This is a genomic window from Salidesulfovibrio onnuriiensis (assembly GCF_008001235.1).
GTDB classification, from domain to species: domain Bacteria; phylum Desulfobacterota; class Desulfovibrionia; order Desulfovibrionales; family Desulfovibrionaceae; genus Pseudodesulfovibrio; species Pseudodesulfovibrio onnuriiensis.
The window spans coordinates 2,598,912-2,614,371 of sequence record NZ_CP040751.1 but is presented as its reverse complement, the minus strand read 5'-3'; the positions used below and the strand labels follow the sequence as shown (position 1 = coordinate 2,614,371).

At 57.0% G+C, this 15,460-nt stretch carries 16 protein-coding genes; 10 read left to right on the top strand and 6 right to left on the bottom strand.

Features of this window, described 5'->3' with window-relative positions; genetic code table 11:
* Positions 1 to 83: 83 nt before the first annotated feature.
* The 10 genes from FGL65_RS11815 (at position 84) to dapA (ending at position 10,669) form a co-directional block, all read left to right on the top strand.
* Positions 84 to 1,304, top strand: coding sequence for a M20 family metallo-hydrolase (locus FGL65_RS11815; protein ID WP_147821392.1), 1,221 nt, complete (start codon positions 84 to 86; stop codon positions 1,302 to 1,304).
* A gap of 14 nt (positions 1,305 to 1,318) precedes the next feature.
* Positions 1,319 to 3,202, top strand: a complete 1,884-nt coding sequence (gene mnmG, locus FGL65_RS11810) for a tRNA uridine-5-carboxymethylaminomethyl(34) synthesis enzyme MnmG (protein WP_147821391.1) — start codon at positions 1,319 to 1,321, stop codon at positions 3,200 to 3,202.
* A 224-nt stretch (positions 3,203 to 3,426) separates the two neighbouring features.
* Positions 3,427 to 4,164: a hemolysin family protein gene (locus FGL65_RS11805; protein ID WP_348981250.1), complete on the top strand. Its 738-nt coding sequence runs from the start codon at positions 3,427 to 3,429 to the stop codon at positions 4,162 to 4,164.
* Positions 4,165 to 4,169: 5 nt separating this feature from the next.
* Positions 4,170 to 5,696: an apolipoprotein N-acyltransferase gene (gene lnt / locus FGL65_RS11800; protein WP_147821389.1), complete on the top strand. Its 1,527-nt coding sequence runs from the start codon at positions 4,170 to 4,172 to the stop codon at positions 5,694 to 5,696.
* An 18-nt stretch (positions 5,697 to 5,714) separates the two neighbouring features.
* Positions 5,715 to 6,831 (top strand): peptide chain release factor 2 gene (gene prfB / locus FGL65_RS11795; protein WP_250645474.1). Its coding sequence is split into 2 segments (ribosomal slippage): positions 5,715 to 5,789 and positions 5,791 to 6,831, totalling 1,116 coding nucleotides; the frame shifts between segments, so codons are not numbered across the junction.
* Positions 6,812 to 7,666 (top strand): GGDEF domain-containing protein, encoded by an 855-nt coding sequence (locus tag FGL65_RS11790; protein WP_187170373.1) that lies wholly within the window; start codon positions 6,812 to 6,814, stop codon positions 7,664 to 7,666. Before prfB ends, FGL65_RS11790 begins: the two co-directional genes overlap by 20 nt.
* A gap of 15 nt (positions 7,667 to 7,681) precedes the next feature.
* A complete protein-coding gene (locus FGL65_RS11785; protein WP_147821387.1) occupies positions 7,682 to 8,494 on the top strand; it encodes a MinD/ParA family protein in 813 nt (270 codons plus the stop codon).
* Between the two features lie 130 nt (positions 8,495 to 8,624).
* On the top strand, positions 8,625 to 8,900 hold the full coding sequence (locus FGL65_RS11780) for an HU family DNA-binding protein (protein WP_147821386.1): 276 nt from the start codon (positions 8,625 to 8,627) through the stop codon (positions 8,898 to 8,900).
* A gap of 2 nt (positions 8,901 to 8,902) precedes the next feature.
* Positions 8,903 to 9,778 (top strand): UshA-like (seleno)protein family 2, encoded by an 876-nt coding sequence (locus tag FGL65_RS11775; protein ID WP_420705230.1) that lies wholly within the window; start codon positions 8,903 to 8,905, stop codon positions 9,776 to 9,778.
* A gap of 12 nt (positions 9,779 to 9,790) precedes the next feature.
* Positions 9,791 to 10,669 carry a 4-hydroxy-tetrahydrodipicolinate synthase gene (gene dapA, locus FGL65_RS11770; protein WP_147821384.1) on the top strand — a complete coding sequence of 293 codons (879 nt, stop codon included), beginning with the start codon at positions 9,791 to 9,793 and terminating at the stop codon, positions 10,667 to 10,669.
* Positions 10,670 to 10,723: 54 nt separating this feature from the next.
* On the opposite strand, the gene FGL65_RS18770 is transcribed toward dapA, so the two are convergent.
* From FGL65_RS18770 to rapZ, 6 genes are all read right to left on the bottom strand, one after another.
* On the bottom strand, positions 10,724 to 11,812 hold the full coding sequence (locus tag FGL65_RS18770; protein ID WP_147821383.1) for a (Fe-S)-binding protein: 1,089 nt from the start codon (positions 11,810 to 11,812) through the stop codon (positions 10,724 to 10,726).
* Positions 11,813 to 11,963: 151 nt separating this feature from the next.
* A complete protein-coding gene (locus FGL65_RS11760; protein ID WP_147821382.1) occupies positions 11,964 to 12,884 on the bottom strand; it encodes a manganese-dependent inorganic pyrophosphatase in 921 nt (306 codons plus the stop codon).
* 85 nt (positions 12,885 to 12,969) lie between these two features.
* Positions 12,970 to 13,656, bottom strand: a complete 687-nt coding sequence (locus tag FGL65_RS11755; protein ID WP_147821381.1) for a PTS sugar transporter subunit IIC — start codon at positions 13,654 to 13,656, stop codon at positions 12,970 to 12,972.
* A gap of 19 nt (positions 13,657 to 13,675) precedes the next feature.
* Entirely contained in the window at positions 13,676 to 14,128 is a 453-nt protein-coding gene (locus tag FGL65_RS11750; RefSeq protein ID WP_147821380.1) for a PTS sugar transporter subunit IIB, read from the bottom strand.
* 5 nt (positions 14,129 to 14,133) lie between these two features.
* The gene (locus FGL65_RS11745) at positions 14,134 to 14,562 is read right to left on the bottom strand and encodes a PTS sugar transporter subunit IIA (protein WP_147821379.1); all 429 of its coding nucleotides are present in this window, start codon (positions 14,560 to 14,562) and stop codon (positions 14,134 to 14,136) included.
* A gap of 2 nt (positions 14,563 to 14,564) precedes the next feature.
* Entirely contained in the window at positions 14,565 to 15,446 is an 882-nt protein-coding gene (gene rapZ, locus FGL65_RS11740) for an RNase adapter RapZ (RefSeq protein WP_147821378.1), read from the bottom strand.
* Positions 15,447 to 15,460 lie beyond the last annotated feature (14 nt).

The following is a 15,460-nucleotide window of genomic DNA, read 5'->3' as shown; positions in this document are numbered from 1 at the left end:
TTTCGGCGATTTTCGCCAACAACTTGTCGAATCCGGCGTGCGTCCCTCGGGCCGTACGCCGTTTTCTTTTCCGGAGGTACCCCATGCACCAGCTCTATGATGCCATCGAAGGCATGCGCGATTACATCGTTGAACTCCAGTCCAAGCTCGTCTCTATCCCCGCTCTCAGCCCGGACAATGACGGTGTTGGTGAAAAGGACAAGGCCGATTTCCTGAAGGATCACCTGAAGGATCTGGGTATCAAGGACATCCGGGAGTACAAGGCTCCCGATGACCGCGTGCCCTGCGGCTACCGTCCCAATATCGTGGCGGTCATCCCCGGAAAGAATACGGAAAGGACTCTCTGGATCATTGCGCACATCGACGTGGTGCCTCCGGGAGACCGTACCCTGTGGGAAACCGATCCTTATACCCTGGTCCGCGACGGCGACCGCATCATCGGCCGCGGCGTGGAAGACAACCAGCAGGGGCTCGCTTCCTCCCTGTGCCTGGCCAAGGGGCTCATTGATCTGGGGATCACCCCGGAGATCAACCTCGGCCTCATGTTCGTGGCCGACGAGGAAACCGGCAGCGAATACGGACTCGGGTATGTGGTCAAGGAGCATGCGGATGTCTTTTCCAGGGACGACCTGTTCCTGGTGCCGGATTTCGGCGAACCCACATCCGATTTTCTGGAAGTGGCCGAGAAGAGCATGTTCTGGCTCAAGGTCATCGTGGAAGGCCGGCAGTGTCACGCCTCCACCCCGGAACAGGGCAACAACTCCCTGGTGGCCTGTTCCGAGATGATTCTCAAGATCCGCCAGCTCTATGAAAAATACGACGCCCGCGACGAACTTTTCGACCCGGCCTTTTCCACGTTCGAGCCCACCAAGAAAGAGGCCAACGTGGAAAACATCAACACCCTGCCCGGCCGCGACGTGTTTTACGTGGATGCGCGCGTGCTGGCCTGTTATGACCTCGAGGAAATTCTGGAAACCATTCGGGGCTATGGCCGCGAGGTTGAGGAAAAGTACGGCGTGAAGATTTCGGACGAGGTCGTGCAGATGGAAACGGCCGCCCCCGCCACCCCGGTGGAAAGCGAAATCGTCCAGCGTGTCATGGCCGGAGTGAAGGAAATCTACGGCAAGGACGGCAGGCCCGCCGGCGTGGGCGGTGGGACTGTTGCCGCGTTCCTGCGCAGGCATGGGTTCGACGCCGTTGTCTGGGCCACCCTCATGCACCAGGCGCACCAGCCCAATGAATGGGCGTCTCTGGCGGCCACCGTCAATGACGCCAAGGTCATGGCGCACATGCTCATGGCCTAGGAGTAAAAGCGAGAATGTGGAAAAAAGCCCCCTTTCCTGACGTATTCGACATCATTGTGGTCGGTGCGGGTCATGCCGGGTGCGAGGCAGCAATGGCTGCCTCGCGTCTCGGGCTCAAGACGCTGCTCCTGACCATCAATGTCGACCACATCGGCCAGCTTTCCTGCAATCCCGCCATCGGCGGGCTTGCCAAGGGGCATATGGTCAAGGAAATCGACGCCCTCGGTGGCATGATGGGCCTGTGGGCCGATGCCGCGGGCATCCAGTTCCGCATTCTCAATACCCGCAAGGGGCCTGCCGTGCGCGCCTCCAGGGCACAAATAGACCGGGCCGAGTACCTGCGGGTGGTCCAGCGGGATATTTTCAGCCAGGAGACCCTCTGGGTCCGCCAGGACACGGCCCAGGCAGTCATGACCCGCGACGGCCGCGCCTGTGGCGTGAAAACCCGCCTGGGCGAGGAATTCGAGGCCCGCAGCGTGCTTCTGACCACCGGCACGTTCCTGCGCGGACTCATCCATGTCGGATTGACCAACTTTTCCAGCGGACGGCTGGGCGAGGCGGCAGCCGACAACCTGAGCCATAGCCTGCGGGAATTGGGCCTGGAATTGGGACGCCTCAAGACCGGCACCACGCCCCGGTTGCTCAAGGACAGCATTGATTTCGACAGGATGGAGGTGCAGCCTGGCGATAATCCGCCCAAGCCCTTCAGCTTCCGCAACAGGACAGTGCCCCTGCCGCAGCTGCCCTGCTACATGACCTACACCAACGAGCGCACCCACGAGATCATCCGCAGCGGTTTCGACCGTTCGCCCATGTTCACCGGGGTCATCGAAGGCACCGGAGCCCGCTACTGCCCGTCCATCGAGGACAAGGTGGCCCGTTTCCCGGAAAAGGAACGGCATCAGATTTTCATCGAGCCCGAGGGGCTCAATCACCCCGAGGTCTATCCCAACGGCATTCCCACCAGCCTGCCTCTGGACGTGCAGAAGAAGATGCTGCGCACCGTGGAGGGCCTGGAGAACGCCCAGATCGTGCGGCCGGGCTATGCCATCGAATATGACTATGCCCCTCCCACACAGCTCAAACCGACCCTGGAAACCAAGGTCCTGCCCGGTTTGTATCTTGCCGGGCAGATCAACGGAACCTCCGGTTACGAGGAGGCTGCGGCCCAGGGGTTGTGGGCTGCCCTGAACGCGTTCTGCGCCCTGGAAGGGCGGGAACCGTTCCTGCTTTCCCGGGACCAGGCCTACATGGCCGTGCTCGTGGACGACCTGGTGACCAAGGGGACCCGCGAGCCCTACCGTATGTTCACTTCCCGCGCCGAACACCGCCTCTTGCTCCGGGAGGGCAATGCCGATCTGCGCCTCACGGCCATCGGCCGTGAACTCGGGCTGGTGGATGATGAACAGTGGGCCATGTTTTCGGCCAAGAAAAGGCAGCTCGACGAGACCCTGGACGTGCTCAACAGCACCCAGGTCCGTCCGGATGTGGAGACGCGTTCCAAGCTGGAGGCCATCGGCGCATCCATCCCGGGCAAGGCTGTGACCCTGGCCACGATTCTCCGCCAACCCCAGGTGACCATCGACAGTCTGGGTGCTTTGCACGGCTCTCTGGAAGGGATCGACGAAGCCGTACTGCTGGAGGCGGAGACCCAGGTTCGCTATGAAGGCTATCTGGTTCGCCAGCAGGAACTGGTGGAGCGATTCCGGGAGCTGGAAAACGTTCCCCTGCCCGAGGATACCGATTATTCCTCCATTGCCGGGCTGACGCGCGAGGCGGTCGAGAAGCTCACGAGCGTTGCGCCCATGACCCTCGGCCAGGCCAGCCGTATTTCCGGCATCACTCCCGCAGCCATCTCCTGCCTCGAGGTTCATCTCAAGAAAAACGGCCTTCTGTAACATACCGGGACCGCCTCTCTATTGACATCGCGGGGGCCGCTGCATAGATATTACTACAGGATAATACGAATAATTACCCTGCATGGCAGGGTTTTTCCCGCATCAACCAACAAGGAGACACAGCCTTGGACGAAGGCTCTGACAGTCGATTCCGTAATCTTTTCAAACAAATATTCAAAAAAAACGGGCAAGATCTTGAAGAACACATCCTTGAGGCCAAGGATGTGGGCGAGATTGAGAGCGATGAGCTGGACATGCTGCTCAACGTGCTGGATCTCGATGAAAAGCTGGTCACGGAAGTCATGGTTCCGCGCATCGACATGGAATGCGCGGATGTCGCAAGCACCATACGCCAGGTCGCCGAGACGATCACCGGCGGCGATGCTCATTCCCGCATTCCCATCTATCGGGAAAGCAAGGACCAGATCGTGGGTATGGTCCATGCCAAGGACCTGCTGACTCCATTGCTGGAGGGCAGGACCGAAGATCCCATTTCCGGTCTGCTGCGCCCTCCCTTTTTCATCCCGGAAACCGCCACCCTTGATAAGGTTCTCAACGTGTTCAAGGCCAACGGCGTGCATATCGCCATTGTGCAGGACGAGTATGGCGGCACCTCCGGCCTGGTGACCCTGGATGACATCCTCGAGGAAATTGTGGGCGAGATTCAGGATGAATACGATGCCGAACGCCCGGACGAAATTGAGGTGCTCGAGGACGGCTCCCTGCTCATTTCCGGCCGGGTCATGCTCGACGACCTCGAGGAAGAGTTCGACATCCACCTTGATTCCGAGCAGGTGGACAGCATCGGCGGATACCTGACGGAAATGGCCGGGCGAATCCCCCACGAGGGCGAATTCTTCACCCTGGAAGGCCGCAGGTTCACGGTGCGCGAGGCCGACGCCAAGCAGATCAGCCTTATTCATGTGCAGGCCTTGCCCACACAATCCGTTTCAAAAGAATAAGACACGTGCCATATCTCATTCTCATAGCCGTTCTTGGGGCCTGGTTGGGATTCGCCAACCAGCTTTTCCAGATTCCCGTTCTTGCGCTCGCCTTTCCCCTGGGGCTTTCCTGGATAGCCTTCCGTGCCTATTCCTGGAAGCGCGCCTTTTTTACGGGCTGGTTGGCCGGAACCCTGGCCTGCACCGGGTGTCTGTACTGGATGGTGGTGCCGGTCGCCGTCTACAGCAATCTGCCCTGGTATGTGGCCCTGCCCTGCCCTGTGCTGGCGGGAGGCGCTCTCGGCCTGTACTACGCGGGGTTCTGCGTGGCCATGTACCATGCCGGACGCCGGGTGGATGGGGTGCTCCTTTGCGTGCTGGCCGGGATGCTCTGGACCTGCATGGAACAGCTCATGGGCGTGATGTTCACGGGATTCCCGTGGATGAACCTTGCATCTGCATTTGTGCCCTGGCCCGTGTTTACCCAATTGGCCTCGGTGATCGGGGCCTATGCGCTCTCCGGTCTTTTCGTGATGCTGGCCGTGGCCGCCCTGCTCTACAGCACCATTCGCGGCGCCACTCTTCTGGGCGTGGCGTTGCTCATGATCATTTGCGGTTTCGGTGTCTATCGTCTCCAGGCCTATGCGCCCGAAGGCAGGGAATTTATTGTGGGACTTGTCCAGGGCAATGTGGACCAGAGCCTTAAGTGGAATCCCAAATACCAGACCAAAACCGTCACCTCCTACATGGAATTGAGCCGGGACAGTATTCTCAAGGGCAAGCCGGATCTCGTGGTCTGGCCGGAAACGGCCATGCCTTTCTATTTTCAGGACGATACGGTCTATGGCCGGAGCGTGCGCAGATTTGCCCGCAAATCCGGAACCGCCATTCTTACCGGAGCTCCCGCCTACAAGGTCACGGATCCGGCGAAACGCCGCTATGTCCTTTTCAACCGTGCCTTTCTGGTGGATGGCGAGGGCATGGACACCGGCAAGTACGACAAGGAACACCTGGTGCCCTTTGGCGAGTACATGCCCCTTGAGGACTTCATGCCCTTTGAGAAACTGGTGCAGGCGGCAGGCAACTTCAAGCCCGGCAACGGCAATGAGCCCATCCGGGTCAAGGATGTTCCTTTCGGTGTTCTGGTCTGCTACGAAGCCATTTTCCCCGAGCTTGCACAAAAGCAGGTTGCCAACGGTGCACAATTGCTTGTAAACATCAGCAACGATGCATGGTTTGGGGAAACGGCGGCTCCCATGCAGCATCTGGCGCTCACGGCCCTGCGCGCCCTTGAACAGGGGCGCTGGATAGCCCGTTGCACCAATACCGGCATCACTGCGTTCATTGACCCCCTGGGACGTTTCGACAGCATTGCGCCCCAGTTTGTTCCGGTCTTTTTGAACGGCACGGTGCGGGCGGTTTCCGGCGTCACGGTGTTTCACAAGATTCAACCGTGGCTTGGGCCGGTTCTGGCCGTTTCCACCCTGCTGTGGTTTGCGTGGATTATCATTTCACGTCGCAAGAAAACGAATACCCTGACAAAGAATTCCTAACAGAAAAATATAGTTACAATGCTTGAATATCCTGAATTGAAAAATCGTTCCAACGAACTCCTTGAACAATTTCAGACGCTTTGGGGGCGTCTTTGACTATTCGGACATATCCGACCGTCTCAAGGAAATTGAGCACGAGCTGTCCCAGCCCGGTGCCTGGGACAAGCCCGACGCCCTGACGCCGCTTTTGCGGGAAAAAAGTCAGATTGAAGACAAGCTGTCCAGCTACGACGAGCTGACCACGGCCAAGAGCGACCTGGAAGATTGGATCATGCTGGCCGAAGAGGACCGTGGGGCGGAAACCCTGGGCGCCCTGAGCGACCAACTCCAGATTTTCGAGGAAAAGCTCAACTCGACCGAAATGGCCACCCTGTTCAGGGATGCCAAGGACAAGAACCCCGCCATTCTCGAAATTCATCCCGGTGCCGGAGGCGTGGAATCCCAGGACTGGGCCGAAATGCTTTTGCGCATGTATCGCCGCTGGGCCGAGCGCAAGAACCTTTCCGTCAAGGTGCTGGATTTGCTTCCCGGTGACGAGGCCGGCATCAAGAGCGTGACCCTGCAGATTGAGGGATTTTACGCCTACGGACAGCTTCGGTGCGAGGCCGGGGTACACAGGTTGATCCGTATTTCCCCCTTCGATGCCTCCGGAAGAAGGCATACTTCCTTTGCCTCGGTTGACGTTTATCCCGATATAACGGAAGAAATTGAAATCGACATACGCGACGAGGACTTGCGCATTGACGTGTTTCGTTCCAGCGGCCCGGGCGGCCAGCATGTGAACAAGACCAACTCGGCTGTGCGCATCACCCATCTGCCCACGGACATCGTGGTGCAGTGCCAGAACGAGAAGTCGCAAATCAGGAATAAGCAGTCGGCCATGAAGGTGCTCATGGCCCGCCTGTACGAGCTGGAACAGCAGAAACTGGATGCAGACCGCAAGCAGGACTATGCCTCCAAGGAGGCCATTGCCTGGGGAAGCCAGATACGGACGTACACGTTGCAGCCGTACCGGCTTGTTAAGGACCACCGGTCCAACACCGAGATCAGCAGCGTCGACGACGTCCTGGACGGGAATCTCGACGAACTGATCCGCAACTACCTCTTGCATGCCCATGCCGAAAACAGACATTAGCGAAAAGATTCTGGAGCACGAAGTCCTCATGGAACTCAACTCGTTGCAGAAAGAACTGTGTACGCGGGCCAATGAGTATTGTCTCAAGCTCGACCCGGAACCGGCCCTGTGCCTTTTTCGTCTTTTTCCGGGAATCTCCATGACCGAGTGGGAGGACATCTCCCGCAGGCACGACCTCAAGCAGTGGCTTACTCTGCCCATAGACGGAGACGCCTACCCGCACCTCAAGCAGGTTCAGGAAACCATGGAGCGCCTGTCCTACCAGACGGATCACGATCCCCTCACCGGGCTCGCCAACCGTCGCGCCTTTGACCGGATTCTCGACATCGAGATCGAGCGTTCGCGTCGGGCGGGAACTTCCGTGAGCCTTGCCATCATCGACCTGGATGACTTCAAGCAGGTCAACGATACCTACGGCCACACCAAGGGCGACGAAGTGCTGGTGGCCTTTTCCCGCAAGGTGTTCCAGACCACGCGGCGCTATGACCTGGCTGCGCGCCTGGGGGGCGAGGAATTCGCGCTTGTTCTTTCCGGCACCGGCCTGGTGAAGGCCAAGCGGGTTCTCAACCGTCTGCTGGAGGAGTTCCGCAACAAGCGGTTCGAAAGTCCGGAGGGCGAAACGTTTTCCGTCACCTGCTCAGTCGGACTTACCTGTTACAAGGGAACCGTGGACATGGATGTGAAACAGTTGATCGATCTTGCCGATGAAGCCCTTTACAAGGCCAAGGAACAGGGGAAGGACCAGGTTCTGGTTTCCAGGATTCCCGATATCGATCTGGTGCCCCAGGAAACCCTGGTTCAGGCCAATGAAAAGCAATTCCTGTTTGGTAAATAGTGGGAGCTGAGACAGATGACCAACAAGAACAATACATTGAGTCTTGCCGTTTTGAGTGGCAAGGGCGGGGTCGGTAAAAGCAACATCGTTCTCAACCTCGGCTACGCCCTGTACCAGGCTCGCAAGACGGCCATGCTTATGGACTGTGACCTGGGGCTTGCCAACCTCGACGTTCTGCTCGGCATTTCCCCGGAAAAGAACCTGCAGGACCTGCTGCGTTCCGACGCGCCCGTGGACGACGTGCTTGTGCCCATCGAAGACGACGGCCTGGATATTCTGCCCGCCACCAGCGGCGTTCCCGAGCTGGTGGAGATGGACGAGGACATGCAGGACATTCTTTTCAAGAAGCTGGTTTCCCTGGCCGGGGACTACGACTTTCTGCTGCTGGACCTGGGCGCGGGCATCAGCAATACGGTCATGGCCTTTGCCAGCATTACCCAGTTGCGGATCATGGTCGTCACCCCGGAACCCACGTCGCTGACGGACAGTTATGCGGTAATCAAGGTGCTGGCCACCCAGCATGGGGTCAAGGATTTCCTGGTCATCGTCAACCAGGCCACTTCATCCTCGGAAGCCAAGACGACCTTCGACAGGCTCAACGCCGCATGCCAGAATTTCCTGGGTATCGAATTGGTAAATCTCGGTCATGTGCGGCAGGATAACAACCTGATCGAATCCGTAAGGAAGCAGCGTCCGCTCATGAGTTTTGCTCCCAAGTCGCCGGCTTCTCAGGATATTACAGCATTGGCGCAGAAGCTCATGCGCTACCGTGAGGACAACCGGGCCCGTATTGCCGGCCGCCCCGTGCTGAAAGATTTTCCTGATTAAAAAAGAAAGGGGCTTGACGAAAAGAGTTTTTTTTCGGCATAGTTAGTGAAGATTATAGAGATAATCATTTTATCGAGTCTCTAAGCCCGGTGAAAACCGGCGGTTTACATTTAACCTACTGGGGGAAGCCATGAATAAGAGCGAACTGATCAAAGCTCTGGCGGAAAAGAAAAAACTGCATGTGGACGAGTCTACCAAGATCGTTGGCGCCTTTGTGGATTCCGTCAAGGAAGCCCTTCTTCGCGGTGACCGCGTCGAAATTCGCGGATTCGGCAGCTTCAAGATCAAGGACTATGAAGGCTACACTGGGCGTAACCCCAAAACCGGTTCCGTGGTTGAAGTGAGATCCAAGAAACTGCCCTTCTTCCGCCCCGGTAAAGAGCTGAAAGAGTTTATAAACGATTAAGAATGATTCGGCTTCTTTTTTTGATGGCTCTTGCCATTGCGTCGGCTTTCCCGGCAATGGCAAGAGCTGATTCCGTGCTGAATATCTTTTATACGTCCAATACGTATGGCATAGTCCGCCCCTGCCCGTCCTGAGGGAACAAGACTCTCGGAGGCGTGGCCCGGCGGGCTACTTTTTTTAAGGACGTATATCAGTCCGATGCACCAACCCTGAAGATTGCAGGCGGTTTCGAGTTTACCCACCGTGCGGGCCCGCAGCCCGGGGCGGAATTGCTCGAAGCCATGGCCAGGGCCTATGTCTTTCTGGGGTACGATGCCGCCCTGCTCACCCGCAGGGAAGCGGCTGCCTTTGAGGAGGCCGGAGTCGTGCCTCCTGCGCCTTGGGCGACCTATGAGCAAAGCGCTTGCCGTGAACTCGTGCTTGAAAACGGGAAAAAGGTGGAGGTCGTGGTTTTCCCTCCCCTGCCCAAGGATTCGGACATGCCGGACGACGGCACGTTTGCAAAGATAGCCAGGTCAGTGCGACAAGCGCGAAAAAAGGGCGACCTCGTGATCGGCCTGTGCGACTGGGGCATTGTGGCCGAGCGGGAATATTTGGCCAGAAAGCCCAAGGATGCTCCGCACCTCTTGTTCGGCAGCGGCAGCGGAACCGGTATTCGCGGTCAGGTCATGCTTGATGGCCGTCTGCTGTATGTACGTTCCTATGACAAGGGCAAGGCCATCAATCAGGTAGAGATACTAAAATGGCCCCAAGAGGGAGATTTTGTCTGGATTCCATCGGAAAACGTTCTTTCCACCCTCGTCGTGTTGGATAATCGCTATTATGATAGCTTGAAAATTGAAAAAATATTTAGCAATGTCGACCTGAGCAACAACTAAGGAGGAGTGCAAATGTTCAGCGGAGCTTTTACCGCCCTATCGACCCCCTTCAAGAACGGCGCAGTCGATGAAGCGAATTACAGGGATTTCATTGAATGGCAGATAGAAAAAGGCATAAACGGGCTGGTGCCATGCGGAACCACCGGTGAAGCGGCCACCCTTTCCCACGAGGAACAGGGAGAGGTCATCCGTATCTGCGTGGAACAGTCCAAGGGACGTGTTCCGGTTATTGCCGGGGCCGGTTCCAACAGCACCAAGGAAGCCATTGAACTGACCAAGATGGCCAAGGACGCCGGGGCGGACGGTGCACTCCTGATTACGCCTTATTACAATAAACCGACTCCGGCCGGTCTGGTGGAACATTTCAAGGCCATTGCCGCCGAAGTGTCCATGCCTATCATCATCTACAATGTTCCGGGCCGTACTGCCCTGAATCTGCTTCCCGAGACCCTGAAGCGCATCAAGGATGCGGTTCCCGAAGTGGTCGGCATCAAGGAAGCCACCGGCAACCTGAAGCAGTGCGCCGAGGTCATTGAAGAATGCGGCAAGGATTTCGACATGATGTCCGGGGATGACTTCACGGTGCTGCCCCTTCTTGCCGTGGGCGGTTGTGGCGTCATTTCCGTCATTTCCAACATCATGCCCGGCGAAATGGCCGACATGTGCTCCGCCTTTGAAAAGCGGGACATGGAAACAGCCCTGGATCTGAGCCTGAAGATGGCGCCGGTGAACCGGGCCATGTTCTTCGAAACCAACCCCATGCCCGTGAAGACCTGCTTGTACAAGATGGGAATTTTCAAGAACCTCGAATTCCGACTTCCCATGCTTCCGGTTACCCCGGAAACCGATGTCAAGCTGGATGCCATGCTCAAGGAGCACGGCTTGGTTTGATTCTCGATTCATCAGAAATGAAAAAGCCCCGAGGTTTATGCCGCGGGGCTTTTTTTATGCTCGCCTGATCAGAAGTCGCAATTTGAGCCAGAGCCTGGCCAGGTAGGTTGCGAGACCTCGGAGCGGCTTGAATGTCCCGGAAAGAATGCTGTCCCTGAAAAAGTGCATGTCCAGTATGTGGACCGTTGGGACCAGGCGGGACAAAGTGACGGTGCACCCCGCGCAATAGGTCAGAATGGTTTTGCCCCCGGCTTGGTCGACACGCCGCCTGCTCCAGCGGAGCGCAAGGTCCGGGCGGACGAACGGGACAGAACCGCCCTCCCCGCAACAGAGGGTGCGCCGTTTATTGTTTCGGGCTTCCTCCCATCCGCACCCCAGAGAGGTGGCAAGCGAACGTACTGCTTTGTGTATGCCCTTTTTATTTCGCAAGGGGCACGGGTCGTGGATAACTACATCCAGTACATCGGGGGCGGCTATGTCCGGGGTTTCCTTCTCCGCCAGAAATTCGTAGGCGGATTGTATTTTCAGCTTCTGTCCATACTCCCTGAAAACCTTGTAGCAATTAGGGCAGGCCACAATGACTCGCTTTATGTCATGCTCACGCAACTTTTGCAGTATCCTCGCAAAACGGCTTTCAAAATAATCCTGTCTCCCCAGATCATGGGAAGGTTTGTGGCAGCAGTCGAGTACGATACCCGCAGTGGGTACATGCTTTTGAAGGGTCTTGAAAAAGGCCTGGGTCGTTTTGGGTCTGGTGCCGGGAAAGGTGCAGCCCGGAAAGAAGACAGTGTCGCAGCCTTCGGGGATGTCGTAATGGGCGAAAAGGCGTGAGTGTCCTGTTTTTTCGTACTGAAGAATCGGCCTGTACGGACGCATGTCCACCGAACCGTCCTGCTGGCATTGTCGGCGCATCTCCAGAAAGTAGGCTGTAATGGACAACTTCTCCGGGCAAATAGTTTCGCACAGTCCGCATAGGCTGCAGTCAAAGGCGATGCTGGAAGAAAGGCTGCCGGACAGAACCGTCTCGGCAATGCTTTTGGGAGTCCCCCGTTCCTCCAGAAAGGCGCAATTTTTAACGCAAGCCCCGCATTCCGTACAGTCCCGGGAAATGTGAAGGCCCTGATTCTCACATGTTTTCCGCATGGTGGTATTGTATGCCTTTCGTCAAGGCAAGCAAGGACATAGATGGCTCCGATGCGATGGATGACGAAAGGAATAATAAGCTCTGGCATAAAAAAGGCCCGCCGGCATGATGCCAGCGGGCCCGAGCATAGGCTTTTCAGCCGGTTGCGAACTAGCCTTCGAAGGCCTTGATGAAGTTCGGAGCAACCTGCTTTTTGCGGCTCATGACGCCGTCCAGCCAGATGGACTTGCCTTCGGGAGCCTTGCCGAATGCCTTTTCGACAACGGAAGCGTCGTCGGAGGCGATCAGCATTTCAGAGCCTTCCTTCATGATGTCGGTCAGCAGCAGGAAGACGGAGTGACGTCCGTCAGCCTTGACCTTTTCAATTTCAGCCTGAAGGGCTTCCTTGTGTGCGTCCAGCATGGACAGGTCAACGACTTCCAGCTGGCCGATGCCGACCTTGTTGCCGGACATGTCGAAGTCCTTGTAGTCACGGAAGACCAGTTCGCTGGCGGAAGCGCCATCCACGGCGGACTTGACCTTGAACATTTCCATGCCCAGAGCCATGACGTCGCCAACACCGGCGATCTTAGCCAGAGCTTCCACTGCTTCCTTGTCCTGCGGGGTGCAGGTCACGGACTTGAACATGACAGTGTCGCTCAGGATTGCACAGAGCAGGATGCCAGCGATGTTCTTGGGCATTTCAACGCCGAAGAAATCGTACATGGACTTGATCACGGTGCCGGTACAGCCCACGGGCCACACCCACATTTCCAGGGGATTCGGGGTGGTGACGTCGCCCAGCTTGTGGTGGTCCACAACGGCGATCAGTTCACCCTTTTCCAGGTTGTCCATGGACTGGGACAGGTCGGTGTGGTCCACCAGGATGATCTTTTGATCGGTGGCGTCGGCCAGGATTTCAGGAGCGGAAAAACCGAATTTTTCCAGAACAAAGGCGGTTTCAGGAGCGATTTCGCCCTGAGCGATGGCCTTTGCTTCCATGCCACGCTTGGTCCACAGGTCTGCAACCGCGATGGCGGAAGCGATGGTGTCGGTATCCGGATTCTTGTGTCCTACTACTACGATAGCCATTTCAACTCCTCCTAAATATTAATGAAATTGCTTGACTACAAAAATATTCAAGTCATTTTCAGAATGTTCGGATTATCACAATCTTTTAGGACTGCCAAGTGAATACGGACCAGATTGAGAAAAAAAGAACAAATCCGATTCCCGCAGTCAGTATTGCATAAGCGCGTTTTACGCGCAGGGCCATGACCCCGCCCAGAGTGGCCGCAATCCACAGATGAGGCCATTGCACCTTGAGAGCCAGAAGCAGGTCCGGAAAGTCTTCGAAAAGGAAGGAGAATGCCTGCTGAAAGACAAGCATCGTGAGGAAGAACAACCCCCAGGAAACGGCTGCCGTGGCGGCTATGGAACGGAGGATGATCATGCCCGGCAGATTGGCGTCCACCGGGTTTCGCGCCCAATTCAGCATGCGATTGTAGCTGAGGCGCTGCCGATCCCGCATCATGCCTTCTAGCTTCGCTCCGACCCAGGCCAGGGGCATGCTGGCGAACATGACGATCATGATCTGGGAAGGATTGGTCAGCTGGAACCAGGTGGTCAGGGCCAGGGAGGAAAAGGTGGATGCCGCGAGATGGGGCGGGATAAAGGTGCCGGCCGGGATGAGGTCCAGCCAGAAGAGTTCGAAGAATATGGCGATGAACAGGCTGGTGGGAAGGTCTCCGTTGAACACTCCCCAAAACAGGCCGATGACCAGGGGGCGCTCAAGAAGGCCGATACTTAGCGAGCTGCGGAACAGGGAGAAAAGCGCAAAAAAAAAGCGACAATGGCAAACCAGCCCAACATGGCGACATCCATCATGGCAACCTCACCTGTACCGTGTCGTTGGGAACACATCGAAAATCGAGTTCGACGCCCTTCTTGCAGAAATACTTGAGGCAGTGTTCGTCCTCGTTGGTCAGGGCCACATTGGGGGAAACCTGTTTTCTGCCGGGGCTGTAATGAACGTTGCCGATGTTGAGAATGTCGAAAAGGAACCCGGTGTCGAAGGCCTTTTTGGCGTCGGAGCAGTTGTAAAAGAGGATGATCGTGTTTTTGCCGATGGCTTTCATTTCCCGGGCCACGGCATCCACGGTGACGAAATGGCTTTCGATGTTGCCGGGAATGGCCAGGGACATGATTTGCTGCTGCATGATGTCCGAGGCCAGTTCATCGTTGGCCACCAGTACTGACCGTGCCCCGGTATAAGGAATCCATGTTTCTATTATTTGCCCGTGAATCAGGCGGTTATCGATTCGGACCCAGCTCATGACCGCTACTTCTTTCTGGTTTTCTTTCGCAGCAGTTCCCCCGCCACGACAATGCCCTGAAGTCCCGCGTCCCGGACCGCCGCGGCGAGATCGCCCAAGGCTTCGCTTCGGGCCTGTAGGGCCTTGATGACCATGGGCAGGTTCACGCCGGTAACCACCTCAAGGTCGTCTGCCTTCAGCAGGGAAAGGCTCAGGGTGGTCGGGGATCCGCCGAAGAGGTCGGTGAGAATGAGGACGCCGGTGCCCGCGCCGGCCTTGTGAGCCGCCTGGCGGATGGCCTCCACGGTTTCGTCCACTTCCCGCTTCACATCGACGCTGACTGCAAAACAACGTTCCTGTGCTCCCAGGACCATTTCAGCGGCCTTGATCAACTCCCTGCCGAAGTCTCCGTGGGTAACCACGACGATTCCCACGTGCTGTTCATTGGATGGCATGCTTATCCCAGTTCAAGATGTCTATGTTCTATGGCTACGGAGTAGCCGTCACTTTTCAGCTTTTGATACACTTCCTCGGCAACGGAAACAGAGCGGTGCCGTCCTCCGGTGCACCCGATGGCCACGGTCATCCGGTAGCGCCCCTCCTGGGCGTACAAGGGAAGCATGTATGTCAGAAAGTCCAGAAACTTGGTTTTGAACGTAATGCCCGGCTCCTGCCCCAGCACATACTTGGCCACGGCTTCGTCCTTGCCGGACATTTCCCGCAGGGACTCGTCGAAATACGGATTGGGCAGAAAGCGGAGATCGAAAACAAGGTCCGCTTCCAGAGGTACGCCATACTTGAACCCGAAAGTGACCACATGCACCCGCATGCTCCGGCCCTGCTCCTCCAGGTCCGCCCACTTTTCTTGGACAATCCGTCTCAAGTCATGGATGGAATAGTCGGTGGTGTCAAGAACCAGGGCCGAGACCTTGCGGATGGGATCCAGCAGGGTCTTTTCCTTTTCCAGGGCTTGTTCCAGCCCTATGTCAATGGATTCGAGGGGATGCGGCCTGCGCGTGGTGGCGTACCGGGTCACCAGTGTTTCCAGCCGACATTCCAGGAAAAGAACCTGCACTTCCAGATTCACCGCATCCAGCTCGGCCATGGCCTGTTCCCATTCCTCGATGAAATCGTCTTGGCGCAGGTCCATGCCCAGCACGAGCCCCCTGTGCTTGGAATCCTTTTGCTGGAACATTTCCGCCAGCTTGGGAAGCATTCCCACGGGCATGCCGTCCACACAGAAATAGCCCAGGTCTTCGAAAACCCGCAGGGCCGTGCTTTTTCCGGAACCGGAGAGGCCGGTGACAACTATGACCGGGAAATGAGTCTTGGGTGTCAAGGCTGGCTTCCTTC